Annotated in this window: 15 protein-coding genes and 1 pseudogene; 8 read left to right on the top strand and 8 right to left on the bottom strand. The window is 59.2% G+C overall.

Annotated elements, in window-relative coordinates; translation table 11 throughout:
- Window positions 1–2: 2 nt before the first annotated feature.
- The 5 genes from A4E19_05535 to A4E19_05515 all read left to right on the top strand — a co-directional run bounded on the left by A4E19_05535 (window position 3) and on the right by A4E19_05515 (window position 6,205).
- Entirely contained in the window at window positions 3–2,795 is a 2,793-nt protein-coding gene (locus A4E19_05535; GenBank protein OQW32818.1) for an ATPase, read from the top strand.
- Window positions 2,795–4,090, top strand: coding sequence for a hypothetical protein (locus A4E19_05530; GenBank protein OQW32817.1), 1,296 nt, complete (start codon window positions 2,795–2,797; stop codon window positions 4,088–4,090). Before A4E19_05535 ends, A4E19_05530 begins: the two co-directional genes overlap by 1 nt.
- 124 nt (window positions 4,091–4,214) lie before the next feature.
- Window positions 4,215–5,447, top strand: a complete 1,233-nt coding sequence (locus A4E19_05525) for a multidrug ABC transporter substrate-binding protein (GenBank protein ID OQW32816.1) — start codon at window positions 4,215–4,217, stop codon at window positions 5,445–5,447.
- A 187-nt stretch (window positions 5,448–5,634) separates the two neighbouring features.
- Window positions 5,635–5,859 carry a hypothetical protein gene (locus A4E19_05520; protein OQW32815.1) on the top strand — a complete coding sequence of 75 codons (225 nt, stop codon included), beginning with the start codon at window positions 5,635–5,637 and terminating at the stop codon, window positions 5,857–5,859.
- A 67-nt stretch (window positions 5,860–5,926) separates the two neighbouring features.
- Window positions 5,927–6,205, top strand: coding sequence for a hypothetical protein (locus A4E19_05515; protein OQW32814.1), 279 nt, complete (start codon window positions 5,927–5,929; stop codon window positions 6,203–6,205).
- A 280-nt stretch (window positions 6,206–6,485) separates the two neighbouring features.
- On the opposite strand, the gene A4E19_05510 is transcribed toward A4E19_05515, so the two are convergent.
- Window positions 6,486–7,205, bottom strand: a complete 720-nt coding sequence (locus tag A4E19_05510) for a hypothetical protein (protein OQW32813.1) — start codon at window positions 7,203–7,205, stop codon at window positions 6,486–6,488.
- 47 nt (window positions 7,206–7,252) lie between these two features.
- On the bottom strand, window positions 7,253–7,966 hold the full coding sequence (locus A4E19_05505; protein OQW32812.1) for a hypothetical protein: 714 nt from the start codon (window positions 7,964–7,966) through the stop codon (window positions 7,253–7,255).
- Between the two features lie 304 nt (window positions 7,967–8,270).
- Between A4E19_05505 and A4E19_05500 the strand changes: the two genes are divergently transcribed.
- Complete coding sequence (locus A4E19_05500) at window positions 8,271–8,546, top strand: hypothetical protein (GenBank protein ID OQW32811.1); 276 nt, start codon at window positions 8,271–8,273, stop codon at window positions 8,544–8,546.
- Window positions 8,547–8,676: 130 nt separating this feature from the next.
- Complete coding sequence (locus tag A4E19_05495) at window positions 8,677–12,270, top strand: hypothetical protein (GenBank protein OQW32810.1); 3,594 nt, start codon at window positions 8,677–8,679, stop codon at window positions 12,268–12,270.
- 380 nt (window positions 12,271–12,650) lie between these two features.
- Here the strand turns inward: A4E19_05495 and A4E19_05490 are convergent, their stop codons facing one another.
- The 5 genes and pseudogenes from A4E19_05490 to A4E19_05470 form a co-directional block, all read right to left on the bottom strand.
- On the bottom strand, window positions 12,651–14,819 hold the full coding sequence (locus A4E19_05490) for an amylo-alpha-1,6-glucosidase (protein ID OQW32809.1): 2,169 nt from the start codon (window positions 14,817–14,819) through the stop codon (window positions 12,651–12,653).
- Window positions 14,820–14,831: 12 nt separating this feature from the next.
- Window positions 14,832–16,124: a hypothetical protein gene (locus A4E19_05485; protein ID OQW32808.1), complete on the bottom strand. Its 1,293-nt coding sequence runs from the start codon at window positions 16,122–16,124 to the stop codon at window positions 14,832–14,834.
- The gene (locus A4E19_05480; protein ID OQW32807.1) at window positions 16,124–17,080 is read right to left on the bottom strand and encodes a hypothetical protein; all 957 of its coding nucleotides are present in this window, start codon (window positions 17,078–17,080) and stop codon (window positions 16,124–16,126) included. The genes A4E19_05485 and A4E19_05480 overlap by 1 nt, the downstream gene beginning before the upstream one ends.
- Before the next feature lie 166 nt (window positions 17,081–17,246).
- On the bottom strand, window positions 17,247–18,587 hold the full coding sequence (locus A4E19_05475) for a hypothetical protein (GenBank protein ID OQW32806.1): 1,341 nt from the start codon (window positions 18,585–18,587) through the stop codon (window positions 17,247–17,249).
- Window positions 18,588–18,654: 67 nt separating this feature from the next.
- Window positions 18,655–19,674: pseudogene (locus A4E19_05470) on the bottom strand (glycosyl transferase).
- Between the two features lie 59 nt (window positions 19,675–19,733).
- Between A4E19_05470 and A4E19_05465 the strand changes: the two are divergent.
- On the top strand, window positions 19,734–19,922 hold the full coding sequence (locus A4E19_05465) for a hypothetical protein (protein ID OQW32805.1): 189 nt from the start codon (window positions 19,734–19,736) through the stop codon (window positions 19,920–19,922).
- Window positions 19,923–20,154: 232 nt separating this feature from the next.
- Here A4E19_05465 and A4E19_05460 read toward each other — a convergent pair whose 3' ends face one another.
- A complete protein-coding gene (locus A4E19_05460; protein ID OQW32804.1) occupies window positions 20,155–21,438 on the bottom strand; it encodes a hypothetical protein in 1,284 nt (427 codons plus the stop codon).
- Window positions 21,439–21,516: the final 78 nt, after the last annotated feature.

Genomic DNA, 21,516 nt, shown 5'->3' with positions numbered 1-21,516 from the left:
GCATGGTCTCTTCCTATTCCTACGATGACATCCACCGGCTGTCGGCCGACGAGGCCCTACGACGGCTGGAGAGCGCGGGCGGCGGCCTCCGCACGGACGACGTGCAACGGCGGTTGACTCAATATGGACGAAATATCCTCAGTGAACCGAATCATTTCTCGCTGATTCGCGGACTCGGCCGCCATTTCACCCACTTTCTCGCGGTCCTGCTCTGGATCGCCGCCGCGCTTGCCTTTGTCGCCGACCGAATGCAACCAGGCGAAGGCATGGCGACACTGGGCTGGGCCATCCTCGGCGTCATCCTGATCAATGCCGGCTTTGCGTTCTTCCAGGAATACAAGGCGGAGCGCGCCGTCCAGGCTCTCCACCGTCTCTTGCCGGACAAGGCCTGGGTCAAACGGGGAGGCCAAGCGGTCGAGACGGCCCGCGGCGACATCGTGCCGGGCGACGTCCTGATCCTGGAGGAAGGGGAACGAGTTCCTGCCGATGCACGCCTCATCGAGGCCGTCGGAATGCGAGTCGATAACGCCGCGCTGACCGGCGAATCGAAACCGAAGCGGCGGACGGCCGAGGCTTCGCAGGACGGACCCTGGCTCGACCTGCCGAACCTGGTCTTCGCGGGAGCCACGATTCTGTCCGGACACGGACAGGCCGTCGTGTTCGCCACGGGCATGCGGTCGGAGTTCGGAAAGATCGCCGACCTCACCGCAGCGATCGACGGAAGACTCAGTCCGCTTCAAAAAGAGATCATCACGGTCACCCGTGTCGTCGCCGCGATTTCCCTGGCAATGGGAGTGGTGTTTTTCGCGATCGGTCTTTGGACGGGACTGGGCTTCTGGATCAGCGCCATCTTCGGCATCGGGATCATCGTGGCCAACGTGCCGGAGGGACTCCTGCCGACCGTCACGCTGGCCCTCGCCATGAGCAGCCAACGCATGGCCAAGCGCAACGCGTTGGTCAAACACCTGCCCTCCGTTGAAACCCTCGGATGCACCACCGTGATTTGCACGGATAAGACCGGCACGTTGACCGAGAATCGGATGAAGGTGGACCGCTTCTACGCCGATGGCCTCATCGTCGAATCACGAGACGGGTATTTCTTCTCGAGAGGTCGCATGATCAGCACGGTCGAGGCCGAGCGATGGCGATCCTTGTTCGATGCGCTTTCCCATTGCCATAACGCCAAGCGTGTCAGGAAATCTGATGGCCGTTTCTCGGTTCTCGGCGATCCCACGGAGGTCGCCCTCTATGAATTTGCCGTCGATCATGGACTGGTCCACCGACCTCCCCTGAGGCGCATGGGAGAACTCCCCTTTGATGCCGACAGAAAGCGAATGACCACTCTGCATTGGGCGGAAGGACGACTCGTGGCCTTCACGAAGGGCGCTCCCGAATCGGTCCTGACACAGTGCGCACACATTCGGATCCATGACGCAACCCAACCGATGAGCGCCGCCGAACGGGCGAGCATTCTGAACCAGAGTCGGCTCTTTGCGGAACAGGCCTATCGAGTCCTCGCGGTGGCCGCGCGGGAGGTCGTCCATCGGCCGGAGCACATCGAGGTGGAAACGATTGAGACCGATCTCACGTTTCTCGGGCTGGTAGCCATGATGGATCCGCCGCACCGAGAAGTACCCGAAGCCATCCGAAAATGTCGCAGAGCCGGCGTCCGTGTCGTCATGGTCACCGGCGACCATCCGCTCACGGCGTTGGCCGTCGCCCGGAAGATCGGTCTGCTATCGGATCAGGGCACCGAGCCATCGGAATTCGTGCCGGTCATCGAAGGAGTGCAGCTGGATACCATGAGCGAGGAAGCCCTCCGTCGGATGCTGACGCCCTCACGCCCCGACGAACCGGACCCGGTCTTCGCCCGCATGGCCCCCCGCCACAAGATGCGGATCGTGTCCACCCTGAAAGAGATGGGAGACGTGGTGGCGGTCACCGGCGACGGGGTGAACGACGCCCCCGCGCTCAAGAAAGCCGACATCGGGGTGGCGATGGGGATCGCCGGAACGGACGTGGCCAAAGAAATCGCCGACATCATCCTGCTCGACGACAACTTCGCGACGATCGTGAGCGCCATCGAAGAAGGGCGGGCCGTCTACGACAACATTCGGAAATTCTCTTCCTACATCCTTGCCAGCAACGTCCCGGAGATCGTCCCGTTTCTCGGCTATGGCTTCGCCGGAATGCCGCTGGCGCTGACGATTCCCCAAGTGCTGGCCGTCGACCTCGGAACCGACATGATTCCCGCCTTGGGTCTCGGCACCGAGCGGCCTCCGGCCGATGTCATGGACCTTCCGCCCCGGCCGAGGAGCGAGCGGCTTCTTCATCTTCCGATCTTGCTCCGGGCCTATTTGTTCCTTGGGCTCATTGAGGCGGGGATTGCGATGGGAGGATTCTTCCTCTATCTCTACAGTCAGGGCTGGACGTGGAGTACTCACCTGGATTGGTCTTCTCCGTTATATCGAGAGGCCACGACCGTGACCTTCGCCGGGATCGTCCTCGCCCAGGTCGCGAACGTGTTTGCCTGCCGCTCGGATCGGCTCTCCATCACACGACTCGGATGGCTCACCAATCCGCTGATTCTGTGGGGCATCGTCACTGAACTGGCCATTCTGACGCTCATCACCTATACGCCGGTCGGTAACGATCTCTTCGGAACCAGCCCTTTGCCCCTTTGGATTTACGGTCCGCTCATACTCGGGGCGCTGCTGCTGCTCATGGCCGAGGAAATTCGCAAGGCCTTCATGGAGAAGAACACGTACAACAAACAACGACCGACAGGTGGGTGATGGCGAATGATCGAAAAGAATCACTGCGCCATGCGCCGGTCACGGACATGGTGCAGGATAGCGTTGCGAGAAGTCACCCCCAGGTTCCCGCCACGGTCGCTTTTCCTCAGAAACGGCGCTTCCGATGGCCGATCATGTTGGGCGGCGTAACGGGGCTGATCCTGATCGGGGCGGGGATATGGTACTGGATGAGCCCCGGTTCTCCTCGAGTCCTTTACAAGACATCGTCGGTCGATCGTGGGCCGATCACGGCGATCGTGACCGCCACCGGCACGATCAATCCCGTGGTTTCGGTGCAGGTCGGCAGTCAGGTCTCCGGAAAAGTGGCGCAACTCTTCGCCGATTTCAATTCCCACGTGACGAAGGGACAAGTGCTGGCACAGATCGACCAGAAACCGTTCAAGGCCCGGTTAAGCCAAGCACGCGCCGCCGTCAAGAGCGCGAAGGGAAACCTTGCGAAGGCGAGGGTGCTGGCGACCCATCGCAAGCGGGAATTCGATCGCATGGCGGCGTTGCGCCCACAAGCGTTCGTGTCGCAAGCGGACGTGGACCTCGCGGAAACCAACTATCGCGACGCGGAGGCCAATGCCGAGGTCCTGCAGGCGCAACTCGACCAAGCCCAAGCCGCGCTCGCGTCGGCGGAATTGGACCTCGGCTTTACCACCATCTATTCGCCGGTGGACGGCATCGTCGTCTCCAGAAACGTGGACGTCGGTCAAACCTTGGCGGCGACCTTCCAGACACCGGTTCTCTTCGTGATCGCCCAAGACCTGACTCGGATGCAGGTCAATGCCAACGTCAGTGAATCGGACATCGGCGGGGTCCAGGAAGGGACGGACGCGAACTTCCGCGTGGACGCCTATCCCAAACAACGCTTCGAAGGCGTGGTGACGCAGGTGCGCAACGCCCCCATCAACATTCAGAACGTCGTCACCTATGACGTGGTCATCACCGTGAGCAATCCCGAGCTGAAGTTGAAGCCGGGTATGACGGCGAACGTCACGATCGTGACCGCGCGGAAAGAGCATGTCCTCCGGGTCCCGAACGGGGCGCTGCGATTCCGTATGCCCGACGTCCCCATCGACAAGAAAGCGACCAAGGTGTGGGTGCTTGCTCAAGACGACCGGCCTCATCAGGTGGAGGTCACCACCGGCATTGCCGACTCCCTGTCCACGGAAATCGTGGAGGGCGCGTTGCACGAAGGGGATCGCGTCATCGTCGGGATTGAAACAGAGGAAGAACAGGCCCAAAAGAAACTACCGCCCGGCTTCGAACCAGGTCGGGGGATGAGGTAATGGGCCAAAACCGTCTTTCTCGTCTATTCCGTATGTCGGGTCTTTCTGGTGCGGCATCCAGAAGAACGGGAAGGCCAAGGCAGATCGGGTATACAAGATAGACCAGACGACCGGACAGACAACTATGTCTTTTTTCTGGCTCACCCTCCTGTCCGCCTTTCGTATTCTCCGGCGCAATCCGCTTCGGGCCGGCTTGACGATGTTGGGGATCGTCATCGGGATCGGTGCGGTCGTCGCCATGGTGAGCCTCGGCCAAGGCGCCACGGCATCCGTGCAGGCGGAAATCTCCAGCCTCGGAACGAATGTCTTGATCATCATCCCGGGGGCCACCACGGTCGGAGGTGTACGCGGCGGACTCGGGTCCGTTTCGACATTGACCGTCGACGATGCCGAGGACATCGAGAAGAAAATCCCCGGTGTCACGACCGTGATGTACGGCACCCGGTCGGTCCTCCAAGTCATCCGGGAAAACAAGAATTGGAGCACGATCGTCTTCGGTACGACTCCCGTCTTTCCCGATATTCGGAACTGGCCCATCGCCCAAGGAAATTTCTTCACCCAGTCGGACCTCGATTCATCGGCCAAAGTCGTGGTCTTGGGAAAAACCGTCGTCCAGAATTTGTTCGAGCCGGGGGAGGAAGTCGTCGGAAGCGAGGTCCGCATCAGAAACGTCCCGCTGCGGGTCATCGGTGTCCTGGCCTCGAAGGGGCAATCGATCACGGGGCAGGATCAGGATGACTTCGTCGTGCTCCCTTTTTCGACCGCCGAGCGCAAAGTGACGGGCACGAAATTCTTGGGCACCGTCGGGATCATGCTGGTGGCCGCCGAAACACGGCATGAGATTCCGGCCGTGGTGGATGACATCAAGAACTTGTTGCGCGCCCGCCATCGGCTGCATTCGTCCGAGGAAGACGATTTTACCGTTCGCACGATGGAAGACATCGCCAAGACCATGGCCGGCACCAGCCGCACGATGATGTTCATGTTGATGGGCATCGCATCGATTTCCTTGGTGGTCGGCGGCATCGGCATCATGAACATCCTCTTGGTCTCGGTGACGGAACGGACCAAAGAAATCGGTCTGCGCATGGCGGTCGGCGCGAAACGGATGCATATTCTGCTGCAGTTCCTCATCGAAGCGATCATCATGACGGCCATCGGCGGGGCGTTGGGAGTCGGGTTCGGGGTGGGTAGCGCCCAGTTACTGACGCGACTCATCGGCTGGCCGACGATCATCAACGTGCCCGCCGTTACAGCGGCCTTCCTCTTTTCATTGGTCGTGGGCGTCTTTTTCGGTCTCTATCCGGCCAACAAGGCCTCGAAGCTGAACCCCATCGACGCGTTGCATTACGAATAATCCGGACGAAGCCACAGGAAACGCGAGTCATGCGTTGTGTCTCGACTACTCCGCCTAGGGGGCTGTCTAGGTGACTGGAGACGGCCTAACAGTTAGATAGAGAAGCAAGAAGTTGCCCGCTGAATTGAAGGGTGTCGAGATCGTCGGGCAGACGCGTTGATCAATCAATTCACTGAAGGAGGGAGACATGAACGCGGAGCAGTTCAAGGGCAAATGGAGTCAGTTCAAGGGAGAGGTCAAGCGTCAGTGGGGAAAACTGACCGATGACGATATGACGCAAGCCGAAGGAAACTATGACAAGTTCATCGGCCGAGTCCAAGAGCGATATGGCGATAAGAAGGACGAGGTCATGAAGTGGACGAACGACTGGTTTGAGAAACAGACGACAAAAGAGGCCGGTTCCCCGAGATGAAACAGCTCCCGTTGAGAACTTGCTGATATGAATGTAATAGGTTCTTTACACATACAGGAGATTATCGATGAAAAACATCATGCTTGCAGCGATCATCGTGACATTGGCGAGCTCGCCGGCGTGGGCGATCTTCGAAACGAATAAAGAGTTAGTTTCCACCGCCAAGATCACCCTAGAAGAAGCGGTGAAGAATGCGCTCAAACTCGTGCCGGGCAAGGCCGTGGAAGCCGAGATCGGAACCGAGGGCGGCCGGACGGTCTATGAAGTGGAAATCATCGATCAGAATCGCAAGAGTCAAAATGTCTTGGTCGACGCGCAAACCGGGCAAGCCAGGACGGATAAGTAACCGTAGCAAGGCATCGGCGTGGGAGTGACATCCTCCTCCTACGTCGATGCACGCATCTCATCCCTGTGGTGTGCAGATGGGGGATTGAACCAGGAGGCCTTTATGTTGAGCTGGGCCGTTACATTCTTGGTCATCGCGATTATCGCCGGAGTGCTCGGACTGTCGGGAGTCGCCGGCACAGCCACCAGCATCGCTTACGCGCTGTTCGTGATTTTTATCATCCTGGCGCTGATCGGTTTCTTCACCGGTCGTAAGCCGGCGGCTTGAGAACGATCGCACATTATAGGTTGCGAAGATAGTCTTCGATGGCTTGTGTGGCAAGGCCGAAACATTCGCAACTCAATGCCTGTAACTTTTTAATGTCGATCAATTCCACTTTTCCATAGCTATAGCTGACTAAGCTCCGACGTTGAAACGCGGATAAGACCTCGGTCACGGTCGTGCGTTGAGAGCCCAGTTGGTCGGCCAAAAAATCGTGGGTGAACGGAAAGATGGTGTCTCCGGTCCGCTGATGGTGCGCCAACAGCCATCGAGTCAGCCGTTGTTCCACGGAATGCCACTGGCTGCAACCGACGGAAATCACCGCATGGCGAAACAGCACGGCGTTGAACCGGTGAACCGCCTGCGTAAAGACCGGCAGACGGGACAATGCGGCTACGACGGTGGTCATACTCACACGCCAGGCCGCTCCGCCGATCTGCACGATCGTGTGAGTGGGCGAAGTTGCGGGTCCGACCAGCCCACTGGGACAATAACAGCCTTCTCTTCCCACGACCGCCACTTCGATGACCCGACCACTTGGCTGCATGTCCATGACACTGATGGCGGACTGGAGGGGAAAGTAGAGATAGCGGAGAGGAGTCCCGATATAGTTGAGCACCTGTCTCGTACGCAACTTCACGAGCTCCATATGCTGTTCCAGCTCTTGCTTCTCGGCGATCGGCAGGCTAGCCAGCAGTTGATTCAATTCGAGCTTCACTGTCATGGGATGAGGATACAACTCAGAGCAGCAGCCTGGAACTAGGAATGTCTCCTTGCATGTAACGATCAGCTCGCCGCACGCTTTTTACCGATGCTGTAGCATTCACAGGAGATTTTCGTGAGAGAACTTCGCATGGCCACCCTAATCGAACCTCGTCCACATTGAATCCATCCTTCCGTTTCGAAGCCGCGGAGAGTATGGACGACGCTCTGACGAGACACTCCTAAAATACCGGCCAATATTTCCTGCGTCACGGGGATTGCCTGCCGGTCGCTTTTGTCCATGGCCGTCAATAGCCAGCGCGCGCATCGTTGCGCCAGTGAATGAAGCCGGTTGCACGTCACAGACAGAGCCAGCTCGGTAAACAAACGACTCACATACTGACATAGGCAGCGCGATACCGACAGGCTCGATTCCGCCGCGGCCTTGAGAACATCCGATTTCATTCGAATGACCGTGCCGGGAATCACCGTGATCACTTTCGCCAACGCGCCGTGATCTCGGGCCGTGGAGCCGTCCAGCAGGACGCTCGTATCGGTCAGCCCTTCGCGCCCGACCGTAGCCAGTTCCACGGTCGCTCCGTCCGAGGTCGGCATCAGCATGGACATGAGCGCCGTGAGGGGAAAGAAGATATGCCCGACGGGCTCTCCCGCCTGGTGCAAGACTTCCTTGGCCTCAACTTCAAGCATGTGCATATGGGGAAGGAGTCTGGAGAGATCCACAAAGGGAACATCATGCAAAATCAAATTGCTCCTGGCCTGTTCTTCCAAAGAATCCAACAACTTCCCTTTCTAAGTGCCGCAGGCAGTATGCCTGAGGATCCGATGGGAATTCTGTCGTCTGGACGACATTCACCTATCTTGCTCTAGTAAATTTACTAGTTTGTCGGCTACGTGACAGACGGTACTACCTTGCCTATCGGTAGAATGTTTCACTCATTGGGGAAGGGAATTGGTAAAGAGAGAAGTCATGGCGTCGGCTCCTTGAGGGCGCCGACCGGGACAACGAAACATGCAAACAGCATATTGTCGTCTAAACGACAGACCTCGCATACGAACATGAGTAGCATGGCGAACTTTTCCGATGGACAAGAACCTAAAGTGTACCGCGGCGACATCCCTAAGACCACGGTCGGTCGGCGCAGCAAGGCCAGGCGCACGTGCACTCGATCTGGAGGCGATAATGAACCTTTGGCGAAAAGAGATTCAGGACTTCTCGAAAACGTGCGAGAAACTTCTCTCCCACTGCTTGGCGCCCGGCGAGAAGCCGCTAAGCGAGGAGGAGAGGGAACTGCTCGGCTATTATTTGTATGAGCTCAAACGGCTGGCCATGCCGATCGACACCACTCCACGTTCGTAAGGGGATCGGTCTCGATAGTTACGCGGCCGTTAAGGCGAGGAGGCCACGGTCATCGCCGCGATGCCGCCATTGATATCTCACCTAAGCGTGCAGTAAGACTTCTGAATACTGCCAAGCTCTTCGGGAAGCCATGTCATCTTCATTCAATCCAAATCGTCCGGATGCCGCCCTTGCCCCCTACCGCGCCATCTTCGCCAATGCGACCGACGGCATCGCCGTCATCGATCCCCACGGACGCTATATCGAGCAGAACCTGGCCCATCGGGTGATGCTCGGGTACTCGGACGATGATTTGATCGGTCACACTCCGGCTCTTCATGCCGGGGAAGAGGTCTTCCAGCGAATTGCAAAAGAACTGATCGATACCGGACGTTTCCGCGGGGAGCTGCGATCACGCCGTAAAGATGGGCGATGGATCGATATCGCTCTGTCGGCTTTCGGCATCTACGACGATCATGGCGACGTGCTCTGCTATGTCGGCATGAAACGCGACATCACGGAGCGAAAGAAAGCCGAAGAAGCCGCACGAGAGACGGAAGACGCACTGCGTGCGGCACACGATTCGTTTCGCCGTCTCGTCGAACAATCTCCCTTCGGAGTCTACGCGGTGGACGCCGATTTCCGGTTGGTACAGGTCAGCGTCGGTGCTCAGAAAGTGTTTAAGAATGTCCGACCGCTCCTGGGGCGTGATTTTTCCGACGTGCTGCGTCAGATTTGGCCGGAACCGTTCGCCGGCGAGGCGGTCGCCCGGTTCCGACATACCTTGGAGACCGGTGAGCCGTACCATGCGCCCAGTACCGTTGAGCAGCGAAACGACACCGGCGTAGTGGAAGCGTATGACTGGAAAATCGAACGGTTAACGTTGCCGGATGGTCGCTTCGGTGTCGTCTGTCACTTCTATGATCTCTCGGAACGCCAGCGATACGAGGCGGCGCTGCGTGAGAGTGAAGCGCGTTTCCACCATATGGCGGACAACGCGCCCGTCATGGTGTGGGTCACGGAACCGGATGGAACATGCTCGTTCTTGAGCCGGTCGTGGTACGACTTCACAGGCCAGACGCCGGAGACCGGTTTGGGATTTGGATGGACCAATGCCGTCCATCCCGACGACCGCGCGTCGGCGGAGCGGACATTCGTCGAGGCCAACCACACGCATCGCCCATTTAGACTCGAATATCGCTTGCGAAGGCATGACGGGGAATATCGATGGGCGATCGATGCGGCCACGCCGCGGTTTTCTTCCCGGGGAGACTTCCTCGGCTACATCGGGTCGGTCATCGACATCACCGAGCGCAAGCACGCCGAGCAAGCGCTGGCCTCGAATGAAGAGAGATATCGGCATATCTTTGAAAGCACCGGGGTGTCGTTGTTTGAAGAAGATTGGTCGAGCGTTCGCCGTTGGTTTGACGGCCTGCGCGCGGACGGTGTCACGGACCTGAGCGGGTATCTGGACGCACATCCCGAGAAGGTCGTGAAGACCATTCCGCTGGTTCGCATCACGGACGTGAACGACTATGCGATGAGACTCTTTCAGGCGCCGTCCAAAGCGGCGTTGCTCGGCGCCTTGGATCGCATTTTTGTTCCGGAAACGATCGCCGTATTCAGGGAAGAATTAATCGCGGTTTGGGAAGGGCGGGACTTGCACGAACGCCCTGCTTCCTTGCGCACGATCAATGACGAACCTCTTCCGGTGTTGTTCACCCTCAAGGCGCCCCGTCATGCCGATGATTGGCGCCGCGTGTTGGTGGCCGTGACGGATCTCACGGCGTTGCGTGAAGCGGAATCCGCAGTCCGAGAAAGCGAGGAGCGGTTCCGCACCTTGGCCGACAACATGTCGCAATTCGCCTGGATGGCGGACGCGAAGGGTTGGCTCTTCTGGTACAACCGGCGCTGGTTCGATTACACGGGCACCACATTGGAAGACATGCAAGGATGGGGTTGGCAAAAAGTGCACCATCCGGACCATCTCCATCGTGTGATCGAAAAATGGCAAACAGCCATTGAGGCAGGCGACGCATGGGAGGACACGTTCCCGCTCCGTGGCCGCAATGGAGAGTACCGTTGGTTCCTCTCTCGGGCGGTGCCGATCAGAGACGCCGAGGGAGACATCGTGCATTGGTTCGGCACGAACACCGATATCACGGAATTACGCGAAGCGGAGGAAGCGCAAGCGCGCTTGGCCGCCATCGTGACGTCGTCCGATGATGCCATCATCGGCAATGATTTGAACGGGATCATTACGAGCTGGAACCGCGGGGCGGAACGCCTCTACGGTTACACCGAGCAGGAAGCCGTGGGTCGCTCGATCACCGTCCTTATGCCGCCGGAACGCATCGATGAAGTGCCCGCGATCCTCGCCCGCATCGAGATGGGAGAATCGGTCGAACATTATGAGACCATCCGGCGGCGCAAGGACGGCACGTTGCTGGACATCTCGTTGACCGTATCTCCCATCAGGGACGAGCAGGGTCGCATCATCGGAGCATCGAAGGTGGGGCGCGACATCACCGAACGGAAACGGCACGAAGAGGAATTGCGCCGCTGGAAAGACGAGCTGGAAGTGCGCGTGCGAGAGCGGACGAGTGAATTGCTGGCGACGCAAGGTCGGTTGATGACCCTGACCTCGCAACTCAGTTTGACCGAACAACATGAACGCCGCAAGCTGGCGCGGGACCTGCATGATTACCTGGCGCAGATGCTGGCCGTCGGACAGATGAAAACCGGTATGCTGAAGAAAAAGATTTCATCCCGACAAGACGCCTCGCCGCTGTTGCACGATTTGGATAAAGTGTTCCAAGAGGCCTTAGTATATACGCGCACGTTGATTGCCGAGTTGAGCCCGCCATCGCTGCAAGATTCCGGTTTACCGGCGGCGCTGAAGTGGTTGGCTGAACGATTCGAAAAGGACGGGCTGAAGGTGGATGTACGGTCCGACTGTGAATCCATACCGTTGCAGGAAGAGAATGCGGTCGTGGTGTTTCAAGCGGTGCGCGAGCTCTTGTTCAACGTCATGAAACATGCGGGTGTCGATCGCGCGACGGTGACGGTGACGCGGGACGATGACGACCTCTTGCGGGTGGCCGTCGCCGACCGAGGCAAAGGGTCGTCTCCCGAAGCCTTGCAACGCTCCGCTCAACCCGGCCATCTCGGGCTCGTGAGCGTGCGCGAACGTTTCCGGGCGATGGGGGGACAAGTGGATGTGGTCTCGCTCCCTGGTCAGGGCACGACAGTGGCGCTCCTATTGCCGATCGGCGGGAAAACGGCGCGCCGCGAGGAACCGGGACTCAGTGCCGTGACCTCACGGGCCGATGCGGGGAACGGGATTCGCGAACGCACTCCCCTCCGTGTGTTGCTGGTGGATGATCACCGGCTGATGCGTCAGGCGCTGAGGGATATCTTGGCCGTCGACGATCGGATTCGCGTGGTCGGCGAAGCGGGCACCTGCGAGGAAGCACTCATGCTGGCGGCCAATGTGGCGCCTGACGTGGTGGTTACCGACATCAATTTACCGGCCGTGGACGGCATCGAAACGACCAAGCGTGTCAAAACCCTGTATCCCCACATGGTGGTGATCGGACTGTCCGCCCATACGGTAGATCATTTGAAACAGAGCCTACTTTCCGCCGGCGCGAAGACCTTGTTGTCCAAAGAATGTGCCGCGGAAGAACTTATCCCCACCATTATAGAAAGCTGCTCTGAACATCCGAACAATCGGAAGGCCTGAGCCGCCGCTTCCCGCCCATCAACGTGTCCGGTCTTTTCTCTCTAAGCACAACGAGGTGCTCTACGAGGGGCATGAACCCGAGCAGCAGGCCGAAGACAACTTGAGGAGAGTCGGATTCACATACATCGTTCCGCTGGGGAAAAGCGACCGCAGCCGACAATTGTTCTATGCGTCACATGCCTGAGAAGAGGCCGTCGTCTCGGCTCGGTACGGGCTGTGTGACAATCGAATCGCGCCGCGCGGACTGACATCGAGGCCGATGTCTCTTCTCTTGGCCGCCCGCGATCCGATTCGTCAATGCTCAGACAGCTGCGTCGGTGAAGCGACGGCGTTCCGCTGCGACTCGTCCCAGATCGGCGGCGTACAGGGAGGTGGCCGATCTATATGGTCAGCACGACTTCCGCCTCGCCGACGCGACGGGTCACTCTCAACGCCACCTCATTCTCGTGGCGATCGAGGACGAGATCGAGGCGCGCGGTGCCGACGGAGAGGTTTCGAATCTCCACCCGCTCGAGGAACGGCGGAAGCACGGGACGAACGAAACTCACGAGGCGGCGAGGCGCATCGATCTGTAAGCCCAGACAGGCTTGGAGCAACATGAAGCCGGCGCCGGACGCCCAGGCTTGCGGCGCGCAGGCCGTCGGGTAGAGGGTGGGACTTTCCCCGTGCCGCCGGGAAAATCCGCAAAACAATTCCGGCAGCCGATGAAGTTCGAGGAAGAGGCTCGTGTCGAAAATGCCGGTCAAAATCTTCATCGCTCCTTGCTTATAACCGTAGGCCGCCATGCCGGCCGCGATGAGGGCGTTGTCGTGAGGCCACACCGACCCGTTATGGTAGGACATGGGGTTGTACCGTGCCTCCGAGGACGCGATCGTGCGGACGCCCCATCCGTTGAAAAATTCCTCGCTCAAGAGCGCGCGAGCCGTGCGTATCCCGCGTTTCTCTTCCGCGATGCCGCCATAGAGGCAATGGCCGGCGTTCGACGCGCGTACACGGCAAGGCCGTCCCCGCCCGTCCAACGCCAAAGCATAGGAGTTCAGTTCTTCGCACCAGAACGCCCGTTCGAATCGTTCTCGCAGTGAGTCCGCTTCTTTCAGCAGGCGATCGGCGTGATCATGATCCTCTAGAAGCCGCGCCAAGTCCGCCGCGGCTCGTTTCGCCCGGTACACGTACGCCTGGACCTCACAGAGCGCAATCGGCCCGTCCGCCGCCGTCCCATCGGCATGAAAAACGGCGTCGTAAGAGTCTTTCCACCCCTGATGCACGAGCCCGGTGGCGGAACGGCGGGCATAGGTCACGAAGCCCATCCCGGTGGGATCGCCGTACTCATCGATCCACTGGAGCGCCAGCTGAATATGAGGCCAGAGCACCTTGAGAAAATCGTGATCGCCGCTGCGCTCGTAGTAGGCGCCCGCCAGAACGATGAACAAGGGCGTGGCATCGACGCTCCCGTAGTACTTGCCGAACGGGATTTCCCCCAAGGCGGCCATCTCCCCCTGACGCGTCTCGTGTAAAATTTTGCCGACCTCCGCATCCTGTTCCGGCCGATTCTCCGTCGCCTGGTTCGAAGCCAGAAAGCCCAGCACGCCTCGCGCGAGAGCGGGATTCATCCACAACATCTGCAACGCAGTGATGATGCCGTCCCGTCCGAACGGGACGCTGAACCACGGAACTCCGGCATACGGATAGGGGCCCTGCGGTGTGTCCGAGATCAACATGTGGAGATCGGCGATCGACCGGTTCAGCCAATGATTGAATTGTTCATTCGACGTGTAGACATGGGCGTCGAACGCTTTGGCCTTCTGCAACGCGCGATCGGCCTCACGGTGGGCACGGTCGTAGGATACAAAGGTCCGTTTTTTTCGCGGACTGATTTCACAGGATATCGAGATGTCCCACATCATGTCGGCGAGCGGAGGAACCGCCGTCTTGATCATGAGTCCGTCTGGCGTCACCCGCTTCGGCGTCGGTGAGCATCGAATAGAGGTTCGCCGTATCGTCTCATCGAGTCCTTTGTACCCGAGGATCAGTCCGGTCTTCGACCGAACGGTATCGAGCCGCGACCCCCGATGAGGTCGCTGTCGGCCCCGCGCTTCGAAGAGGTCGGCGAAATCCGAATCCATGGCGATCGTGAGCACGAGGGGAAATGTTCCGGCGCCGTAGTTATGAACCTGGATGCGCTCGTGACAGGTCCCTTGCCAGAGAAACCGGGTACGGCACAGATGGAGCGTGCCGCGCGGAACGGGCAGGTCACCGTCCGCCATCTGGTCCGGGTTGGTGAGATCGATCCGAACGAGCGCATTGTCCTCTTTCACCATGGCGCTGAGCAACATCGGACGCTGGGGGCCCAGCGAAAGCTCGAACCGGGAGAGGAACCGCGTCCCTTCATGATAGAGGCCCTGCGGGCCGGGAAGGACTTGATGAATGTCACCGTATCGATCGAACACTGCGAAGGTCTCGCCCTGTTTCAACACTTCCGTGCGGGCATCCGCCAATGAGGAGGAGGCGAGGATGTAATATTGATCCTTCAATCTGATCACGTCGTTCATGAATGATTCCCTTCAATGTACGGCGCTTGCTCGGCTCATGCGCGCGGCGACCAAACCGGTTATCAGCAACACGAGCCCGATCCCGAGCAGGCCGGTTTCAGGGCCCTGCTGTTCGGTGATCCATCCGAACGCAGAAATTCCCCCGATGGCGGCGGTCATGGCGCCGGTCCCATAGAGTCCCAACACGCGCCCCACCATCTGGCTCGGGACGAGCTCTTGGATGATGCCCCACGCAATCGGAGTAAAGGCGCCCATTCCACAGCCGATCAGCCCCATGAGGAGACCGGCGACATAGGGATCGGGCGTCCTGGTCAACGCGCAAATGGCTATCCCGCTCAGCACACTGGTGCCCATGATCAGACGAATCCGATCCTTGATCAACCAGTCCGTTGCCCACATGAGTGCGATCGATGTGGCGAAGAGTCCGATCCCGACCGCCGACCACAAATAGCCCACCTCGACCGGACCCAGCCCGAGCATCTTCCGAGCGAACACCGGGAAGAGCGCGGTCAAGGCGCTGGTGCCGAACGTATAGAGGGCGGCCATGCCGGTCAAAAGCAAGATCGCCGGTTTGGCCACGACGCTATAGCGAAATCCTTCGACGAGATCTTGCAGGATCGTCGGCTTTACGACAGGGGCAAGGGAAGGATTCTTTGAGACAGGATTCTTGAAATGAACCAACGCGAGGCAAGCCGCGGAAATCATGTAGGTGGCGGCGTTGAGGCACAACACTTCTTGAGACCCATACGCGGCGATGCCCAAGCCGCTCAGCGCCGGCCCGAAAATAATGCCGAGGCTGGTCGTGCTTTGCAGAAGCGCGTTGGCGGCCGTGAACTGCGGTTTGGGGACAAACGCCGGAATGGAGGCGGTAAGGGCCGGACCGAACACCGCCGTCGCGATGGCGTGCAAGAGGACCAACACATAGAGCACCGACACCGTAAAGGACTCGACCGGGATGAGGCACGGAATCAGCCCGATCAACAACGCGCGCAGCACATCGCTGCTGATCAGCAACACTTTTTTCGGAAGGCGATCGACATACACGCCGATGATCGGCCCCAAGAGGATCGGAGGGATCGTCTGCAGCAAGCCGATCACGGAGGTTTTGAGAGGCGACCCGGTGACGGCATAGACGAACCACAGGAGCGCCAGTCTCGAGACGCCGTCGCCGATTTGGGAGATAAGTTGACCGGACCAGACGAGCCCGAAATCGCGGGTCAGGAGCAGCGGACGATCCTGGACCGAGAGACTGGTGTTGTCCACCGTGGAAGGAGAGTACGGCAAGGGGCCGGAGCGGCCTTGCATCAGCTCTCGCCCTCCAACCGTATCTTTTCGGTGTTCACAGCCCGGACACCAGGCACTTGACGGGCGGCTTCGGCCGCTTCAAGCGCGATGACTTGGAAACGAACCGTTCCGTTGAGTTGCACGATGCCGTCCTCCGTCTTCACCTCAAAGTTGGCCGCTTTGAGGGTGGCGCTCTTGGAGAACCGGTCTTTGATCAGCGCGGTCAGGATTTCATCCTGTTTCTTCACCAACGCTTTCGCCAGGTCTTTCTCGACGGCAAGCTTGTTGACCACCGTCTTGACGCCTTGAACGGCTTGCGTGATTTCCGTCGCGGCTGTTTTCTCCTCTTCGGTCGAGACACGCCCGGTGAGCGTCACCGTTTGCTGGTCGTTCTCCGCTTCGATGTCGTAGTGAAAAAGCTTTGGATCGGCCATGAGAGCCAGCTTGACCGAAAGGATCAGCGAGCCCAACGTCTTTCTGGAAGGCTCCTTCTCTTTGACCTCGGACTCCGGCGGTGTATCGCCCTTGGTCGGAGGCGCATCCGCCTTCGTCGCCGGAGCCGGTTGGGATTGCGGCTTCGGCTCCGGGGTCTTGGGATGGGCCGGCTGCCCGTCCGCGGGAGCCGGATGATGTTGGGTTCGCGAAGGAGATTTTTCCGACCCGCTGTCTTTTTCCGGTGGCTTGGACTCCGTCGATGGCTTGGATGGAGCCGGTTGACCGTCGGCGGGAGCCGGATGATGTTGGGTTCGTGAAGGAGATTTTTCCGACCCGCTGTCTTTTTCCGGTGACTTGGACTCCGTCGATGGCTTGGATGGAGCCGGTTGATTATCGCCTGGGTGTTGTTGATGGCGTGACGGGGACTTCTCCGATCCGCCCTCCTTCTCCTGTTGTTCAGAAGAGACGGCAGACAGGGCCATTGATCCCCACAGCAGCATGCCGACACTGGAAACAATCATCGCTTTCGACAATAGAGTCATACAGCACGTTCCTGGTGGATGCCTCTCCTCCGACATCGCATTGTAACCCGTCATTCCTTTCCTGTCATCAACACAGAACGGAGGCGGCCCCGTTCTACGGGACCGTCTCCTGTTCAATGTCGAAGAAGCGTGAGAACAGTGTTGCGCCGGACCGCTCGGTATGGATTTAGGATTGCGCGGTGCTCGGTCGTGAGGCGAAGGTGGCGGCAGTGGACACCACCAAACCGGTCGCGTGGGACTTATAAAAGCTGAAGAGCCACGCGGTGGCGGCCGTCATGAGAAGAATGAGGCTGATTCCACCCAGACTGGCGGCGGGACCGATCGTATCGGCGGCCCATCCAAAACCCGCCATGCCCGCCATGGACGACGCCATGCCTCCCGTGGCGAAGCTCGTGAAGACTCGGCCGAGGAGATGCGAAGGCGTCAATTCTTGGAGCATCGTCCATACCAGCGGAGTAAACATGGCGGTGCTCCCTCCGATCACCGCGATCAGCGCTCCGGCGGCCACCGGCGCGTCCAGGAAACCGAGCGCCGCCACGGCAAGACCGCCGATGGCCAAGGCGCCCGACATGAACCGCAGACGCCAGGGCACGTCTCCCTGTGAGATCGACGTCAAGCCGAGAGAGGCGAGCAACATTCCGACCCCGAGCGCCGACCACAGCCACCCCAGCTGGATGGGGCCCACATTGAGCACGTCTTTCGCGAAAACCGGCAGCAGAAAGACGAAGGCACTGATGCCGACGCTATAGAGCGTGGCCGTCAGCATGAGGAGCGTGACGGTCTTCTGTTCCACGAACACGAAGCGGAACCCCGCCAACAAATCGTTCGCAATACCCTCCGTCAAACCCTTAGTCGCGGCGCCCAAACCGCCGAGCGTTTCATGCATGCGAATGGGGAACAAGCAGAGCGCGGAGATGAAAAATGTCGCGGCGTCGGCATAGAGCACGTTCTGCGCGCCGATCAGCGCGATCCCCAGGCCGCTGACGGCCGGCCCCACAAGCAGCCCGACGTTGGTGGTCGTCTGCAGCAACGCGTTGGCGGCAATGAGCCGCTCTTTCGGCACGATGAGCGGAACCGCCGAGGTCAGCGCCGGCCCAAAGATCGTGGAAAAGATCGCGGTGGCGAACACAAGGACGTAGAGCCGATCAAGCGTCAAGGCCCCCATGGCATAGAGCACCGGGATCAGGAGCACCATCAGGGTTCGGAGCAGATCCACTCCGATCATGACGGGCTTCTTGCGGACGCGATCCAAATAGACTCCGATCAGGGGCCCAAGCAGCAAGGGCGGAAGGGTTTGAAGCAGTCCCACCACCGTCATCTTGAGCGCCGACCCGGTCATTTCGTACACAAACCAGAGCAACGCCACCTTGTTGAGGCTGTCGCCGATCTGCGAGATCGTCTGGCCGGCAAACAAGAAACCGAAGTCTCTGGTCTTGACCAGTTCCCAGCCTCGAGCACGGCTTGGAGCGGATCCGGTCTCTTCCGAACGAGCAGATACGTCAGACATGTCGGCCTCTCCCCAGAATCTTATGTTGCTCGGAGGCGAAGGCATGTGCGCCTTGCACCGCTCCGTCTTCGAGAAGGCGTTCATACAACGCCACGTAGTCGCGCGCCATTCGATCCGCGGTAAACCGTTCGTCGAACGCCGCCCGGCAGCGCCGTCGATCGATGAGAGGGACTTGTCCGACGGCGTCGATCATTTCGGATACCGACTCGCAAATGAAGCCGGTCACCCCGTGATCGATGATTTCCGGAATCGACCCGCGCCGGTACGCCAAGACCGGAGTGCCGCAGGCCAACGCCTCGATCAGCACCAATCCGAAGGGTTCCGGCCAGTCGTAGGGGCATACCAACGCCATCGCGTTGCCGATAAAGTCGTTTTTTTCGGCATCGGAGATTTCTCCGATGAATTCAATCAAGGGATGGGCGAGCAACGGCTCCACTTCGGCTTCATAGTAATTTTGGTCGGCGGGATCGACTTTCGCCGCGATCCGCAACGGCAGGCCCGCCCGTTTGGCGATTTCAATCGCTTGGTCAGGACGTTTTTCAGGAGAAATCCGTCCAAGGAACGCCAGATACCCTTGCGTCTGGGGGTGAAACGAGTAGAGGTCGCGAGGAAGACCATGGTGGATCGTCGCCGCCCAATTGGCCCAAGGCAACGGTTTGCGCTGGGCATCCGAAATGGACACCAACGGCATTTCGGAGAATTCCCGGAACACCGGCTCCAGTTCAGGAAGATCCTGACGACCGTGCAGGGTCGTGACGACAGGGATGGTATTACGCCTGGCCAGGGGGAATCCGATGAAATCCAAGTGCGAATGGATGATGTCGAAACCTGCCGCCGCTCCAAGGGCCCGCTCCTGCAGCATCATCAACGGAGCGTCCCGGTTGAAGATGCCGGTGTTCAATCGGAGGGCCTGCGGGCAGATGGCCTCGAGCCGCGCGGTGGTTTCCGAATCACCGCTGGCAAACAGCGTGACATCGTGCCCTTGGGCGACCAATTCCTCGGTTATGTAGGAAACGATTCGTTCGGTTCCCCCGTAGAGTTTCGGCGGGACACTTTCCCACAACGGGGCCACTTGTGCGATTCTCATAAACCTTCCTTTCTCTTCTTTTGATAGTAGTGTAATGAGACAGTCGGATCAGTCGCCGCTTGTTACTTGTTATCCGTTATGTAGGCCAGCTTAGTAACATGTGCCCGTTCATCGGCAGGAGGCTGATCATCGAGGATCTGTCGCGATCTCCACCCATTCTCATGCTTTCTCCCGCTTCCGCGCTGTTCATGATTGTCATGCTACTAACACACGGCATCGGGCTCAACGGACAAAACTTCGATGAGTGAACCGACATATGTCCAATCGCCGGCGCTTGACTCGACCTGCACCCCATGATTGACCTCCACCGAGAATACGATGCAGCCACTTGACGCGGCGTGAGTCGAACATTCTACTTGCCACGACACCGGCGTCCCCTCCTCCAAAATGAAAAGACACACGAACCTCTGATCACGGGAACTTTACACATCTCGTGTGTGAAGCGACGATACGGGGTAAGCTCTTCTTTCGGAGGTACTCCTACTGTCCGATTCGCGCGGCCTTGACGATCTTGTCCTCTCTGATCTGCTCCAGGAAGCGATCGGGTGGCACCGCCGGAGGAACGATCCGTACTTCTTGCCAACCTTCGTTCAGCGCTCCCTTATGTCCCTTCATCCCGCTGACCCATTGGTCGATGCTCTCCTGGCTCGTTCCTTCGCTGAACGTCACCCAAAATAGAAAGGGCTGCTGTTGGGTGCTCTGCAGGCCCTCGGCCAGTTGCAACGGTTGCCTTCCGGCATCGGCTTGCCGCGCGTGCAACCGTTCGGGGTTCGGATCGACGGCTTTCGATGCGTTTTGCATAGCTGCTTGCAAGGTGGTTTTCAGGGCGTGGTTATTCTCTTCCAATCCGGCGACTTCCTTCGATAACCGATGATTATCCGCGGTGAGGCTGTGAATGGCCGCTTCAAGCTGCCCCTGTTCGACCCGTCCTCTGCTCGCCAAGTGCCGCGTCGTGCGATCCATCTCGCGGCCGACGGCTTCCAGCCGTTTCTCCAGCTCTTCCTTGACTTCTTCCTTGACCGTCACGACGCTGGACGCCACGGATTCCTGGGTCGACGACAGTTTGACCATGGCTTGATGGACCTGCGCCATCCCGTTCTGTTGGGACTCAAGAGCCTCTCCGATCTTGGCCTGCAATTGGGTCAGCTTCTCCAGCCGCTGTTCAAGTTTTTCCATGTCGGCCGCCGAAGCGGCGGGGAGAGCCGCCGTTTGGATCACCGGGGACGGCGTACGCTCCGGAGCCATTCCGGTCGACAACCGGTCGGCGACCAATCCGACGACCGCCACGGCCAACAACGCTTGCGTGAAGGCGACCGTTCGCATTCCATAGGCAAAGCCTACATCCGGGCGCCGGATCGTCAGCCTGTCGGCGATACCGGCCACGCGCTTCCACACCCGACTCCAGAAGGTCGGAGAAGGAATGAACAGCGCGTTGAGCGTCCCCCCTTGGGCCGTGTTGTGAACACAGAGTTCGACCGCGTCGGACGCAAGCCGGACGCGATTCGCGCGAAACCCCTGTTCAGGCGCAACGAGGCCGCCCAGGAGAGTTCCGTCTTCGGCGCGAAGTTGGACCGTTTCGATGCGATCGACATTTTGAACGCGCAGCGCCGCGTCGATCCCCACACCGTCGAGTTCTCCCACGCGCCGCTCATTGACATAGACCTGTATAGGCTCCGACCGGCCACGAATCGATCGGCTGGGCTGGGCGCTCAATGATTCAAGGAGCTGGGATCGATATGTTTCCAAGTCTTTTTCGTGATCCATAATCTATCCTCCTCCACTCTCCTTCATATCTTTGTTCACAAGCATATCTTCACAAGCGTAAGCACCGAATACAAGACT

It is taken from the genome of Nitrospira sp. SG-bin1 (assembly GCA_002083365.1).
GTDB lineage: Bacteria > Nitrospirota > Nitrospiria > Nitrospirales > Nitrospiraceae > Nitrospira_D.
This window is presented reverse-complemented; position numbering and strand designations above follow the sequence as displayed.

Excerpts from the sequence above, each read along its gene's own strand:
- A4E19_05485 (OQW32808.1), bottom strand. The coding sequence starts at position 16,124 with ATGCAAGGCCGCTCCGGCCCCTTGCCGTACTCTCCTTCCACGGTGGAC.
- A4E19_05495 (OQW32810.1), top strand. The coding sequence starts at position 8,677 with ATGTCATCTTCATTCAATCCAAATCGTCCGGATGCCGCCCTTGCCCCC.
- A4E19_05500 (OQW32811.1), top strand. The coding sequence starts at position 8,271 with ATGGACAAGAACCTAAAGTGTACCGCGGCGACATCCCTAAGACCACGG.
- A4E19_05525 (OQW32816.1), top strand. The coding sequence starts at position 4,215 with ATGTCTTTTTTCTGGCTCACCCTCCTGTCCGCCTTTCGTATTCTCCGG.
- A4E19_05490 (OQW32809.1), bottom strand. The coding sequence starts at position 14,819 with ATGAACGACGTGATCAGATTGAAGGATCAATATTACATCCTCGCCTCC.
- A4E19_05480 (OQW32807.1), bottom strand. The coding sequence starts at position 17,080 with ATGACTCTATTGTCGAAAGCGATGATTGTTTCCAGTGTCGGCATGCTG.
- A4E19_05515 (OQW32814.1), top strand. The coding sequence starts at position 5,927 with ATGAAAAACATCATGCTTGCAGCGATCATCGTGACATTGGCGAGCTCG.
- A4E19_05520 (OQW32815.1), top strand. The coding sequence starts at position 5,635 with ATGAACGCGGAGCAGTTCAAGGGCAAATGGAGTCAGTTCAAGGGAGAG.
- A4E19_05530 (OQW32817.1), top strand. The coding sequence starts at position 2,795 with ATGGCGAATGATCGAAAAGAATCACTGCGCCATGCGCCGGTCACGGAC.
- A4E19_05475 (OQW32806.1), bottom strand. The coding sequence starts at position 18,587 with ATGTCTGACGTATCTGCTCGTTCGGAAGAGACCGGATCCGCTCCAAGC.
- A4E19_05535 (OQW32818.1), top strand. The coding sequence starts at position 3 with ATGGTCTCTTCCTATTCCTACGATGACATCCACCGGCTGTCGGCCGAC.
- A4E19_05460 (OQW32804.1), bottom strand. The coding sequence starts at position 21,438 with ATGGATCACGAAAAAGACTTGGAAACATATCGATCCCAGCTCCTTGAA.